Annotated in this window: 3 protein-coding genes; all 3 read right to left on the reverse strand. The window is 71.7% G+C overall.

What is annotated here, in order from left to right; translation table 11 throughout:
• Positions 1 to 1049, reverse strand: a 1049-nt coding sequence (locus GKQ77_RS30930; RefSeq protein ID WP_219692429.1) for an ATP-binding protein, incomplete at its 3' end; no start/stop codon positions are given.
• A 10-nt stretch (positions 1050 to 1059) separates the two neighbouring features.
• Positions 1060 to 2658, reverse strand: a complete 1599-nt coding sequence (locus GKQ77_RS30935; RefSeq protein WP_219692430.1) for an acyl-CoA carboxylase subunit beta — start codon at positions 2656 to 2658, stop codon at positions 1060 to 1062.
• Positions 2655 to 2989: AtuA-related protein (locus GKQ77_RS30940; protein ID WP_443728935.1), on the reverse strand; the 335-nt coding region annotated here is incomplete at its 5' end. The genes GKQ77_RS30935 and GKQ77_RS30940, both read right to left, overlap by 4 nt.

Genomic DNA, 2989 nt, shown 5'->3' on the forward strand with positions numbered 1-2989 from the left:
TGTGAATCAAAGACCGCCCCCACCCCCGGCACCTCCAAGCGATGCAGCCTGCCCGTCTGTGGGGCCCAGTCCGACGCCGGGTCCTCCGCGTACAGGCGGGCCTCTACCGCGTGCCCGCGCTCGGGTGGCGGTTCCTGTTCCAGGGCGTGGCCCTCGGCGATCTGGATCTGGAGCGCCACCAGGTCCAGGCCGAACACCGCCTCCGTGACGGGGTGTTCGACCTGGAGGCGCGTGTTCATCTCCAGGAAGTGCGCCCGGCCGTCCGCGACCAGGAACTCGACCGTCCCCGCGCCCCGGTACTCGGTCACCCGCGCCGCCCGCACCGCCTGCGCGCGCAGCTCGGCGGCCAGCTCCGGGGCGAGGCCCGGTGCCGGGGACTCCTCGATGACCTTCTGGTGCCTGCGCTGAAGGGTGCAGTCACGGGTGCCGAGCGTCCATACCGTCCCGTACGCGTCCGCCATGACCTGCACCTCGACGTGCCGCCCGCCCTCGATGAACGGCTCGACGAACACCTCACCGTCACCGAACGCGCCGGCCGCCTCCGCGCGCGCCGCCGCCAACTCCCCCGGCAGGTCGGCCAGATCGCGTACGACGCGCATGCCGCGCCCGCCGCCACCGGCCGCCGCCTTCACCAGGACCGGCAGGTCCGCCTCGGTGACCTCGGCCAGTGGTGTGACGCCCATCAGCTCCTTGGCGCGGGTCTTGGATGCCATCGCCTCGATCGCCTCGGGCGGCGGCCCGATCCAGATCAGGCCCGCGTCCAGGACGGCACGCGCGAACTCCGCGTTCTCGGAGAGGAAGCCGTAGCCGGGGTGGACGGCGTCGGCGCGCGCGGCCTGGGCGGCCTTCACGACGAGGTCGCCGCGCAGATACGTCTCGGCGGGCGCCGCGCCCGGCAGCCGTACCGCCGTCTCCGCCTCACGGACGTGCAGGGCGTCCGCGTCGGCGTCGGAGTAGACCGCGACCGTGGCGATGCCCAGCTCACGGCAGGTGCGGAAGACGCGGCAGGCGATCTCGCCCCGGTTGGCCACCAGTACTGACTTGATCATGGTCACTGCCTCACATCCGGAAGACGCCGAAGCCGCCGCGCGCGCCTTCGTAGGGAGCCGTGTGGATCGCGGACAGGCACAGGCCGAGGACGGTGCGGGTGTCGCGCGGGTCGATGACCCCGTCGTCGTAGAGCCGCCCCGAAAGGAACATCGGCAGGGACTCCGCCTCGATCTGCTGCTCCACCATGGCGCGCAGCCCGGCGTCGGCCTCGTCGTCGTAGGGCTGCCCCTTCGCGGCGGCCGACGCGCGGGCGACGATCGACAGGACCCCGGCGAGCTGCTGCGGGCCCATGACGGCCGACTTGGCGCTCGGCCAGGCGAAGAGGAAGCGGGGGTCGTAGGCGCGCCCGCACATGCCGTAGTGCCCGGCGCCGTACGAGGCGCCCATCAGGACGGACAGGTGCGGCACGCGCGAGTTGCTGACCGCGTTGATCATCATGGCGCCGTGCTTGATGATGCCGCCCTGCTCGTACTCCCTGCCGACCATGTAGCCGGTGGTGTTGTGCAGGAAGAGCAGCGGGATGTCGCGCTGGTTGGCGAGCTGGATGAACTGGGCGGCCTTCTGGGACTCCTCGCTGAACAGGACGCCCTGCGCGTTGGCGAGGACACCGACCGGATAGCCGTGCAGGGCTGCCCAGCCGGTGACCAGCGAGGCCCCGTACAGCGGCTTGAACTCGTCGAAGTCCGAGCCGTCGACGATACGGGCGATGACCTCGCGCGGGTCGAAGGGCCGCTTCAGGTCGCCGGGCACGATGCCGAGGAGTTCGTCCTGGTCGTACTTGGGTGGCTCGGCCGGGCCCGGATCCGCGTAAGCCTTGCGCCAGTTGAGGCGCGCGACGACCCTGCGGGCCTGCCTCAGCGCGTCCCGCTCGTCCTCGGCGAGGTAGTCGGCGAGGCCCGAGGTGCGGGCGTGCATCTCGGCGCCGCCCAGCGACTCGTCGTCGCTCTCCTCGCCGGTCGCCATCTTCACCAGCGGCGGGCCGCCGAGGAAGACCTTCGCGCGCTCCTTGACCATGATCACGTGGTCGCTCATGCCGGGGACGTACGCGCCACCGGCGGTCGAGTTCCCGAAGACGACGGCGATCGTCGGGATCCCGGCCGCCGAGGACTGTGTGAGGTGCTTGAAGAGGGCGCCCCCCGGAATGAAGATCTCCTTCTGGGACGGCAGATCGGCGCCGCCCGACTCCACGAGGTGGATCGACGGCAGCCGGTTCGCGTGCCCGATCTCATGCGCCCGGAACGCCTTCTTCAGCGTCCAGGGGTTGGAGGCGCCGCCCCTGACGGTCGGGTCGTTGGCGGTGATCAGGCACTCGACGCCCTCGACGACACCGATGCCGGTGACCATGGAGGCGCCCACGGGATAATCGCTGCCCCAGGCGGCCAGCGGGGACAGCTCCAGGAACGGCGTGTCCGGATCGAGCAGCAGCTCGATCCGCTCCCGGGCGAGCAACTTGCCGCGCGTGCGGTGCCGTTGCACGTACTTCTCGCCGCCGCCCTCCAGCGCCTTGGCCTGCTCGGCGTCGAGCGCGGCCAGTTTCTCCAGCATGGCCGCGCGGTGCTCGGCGTACTCGGCGCTCGCGGGGTCGAGCGCGGAGGCGAGGACGGTCACAGCAGTACCTCCGGTATGTCCAGATGGCGGGCGCGCAGCCACTCGCCGACACCCTTGGCCTGCGGGTCGAAGCGGGCCTGCGCGGCGACGCCCTCACCGAGCAGGCCCTGGACGACGAAGTTCAGGGCGCGCAGGTTGGGCAGGTCATGGCGTACGACGGTCAAGTCGGCGCACTCCGGCAGCAGTTCACGGAACCGCTCCACGGTCAGCTCGTGGGCGAGCCAGCGCCAGGCGTCGTCGGTGCGCACCCATACGCCGACGTTGGCGTCTCCGCCCTTGTCACCGCTGCGGGCCCCGGCGAGGCGCCCGAGGGGGACGCGACGGGTGGGCC

The sequence above is a fragment of the Streptomyces anatolicus genome (genome assembly GCF_019400875.1).
In the GTDB taxonomy this organism is placed as follows: domain Bacteria; phylum Actinomycetota; class Actinomycetes; order Streptomycetales; family Streptomycetaceae; genus Streptomyces; species Streptomyces anatolicus.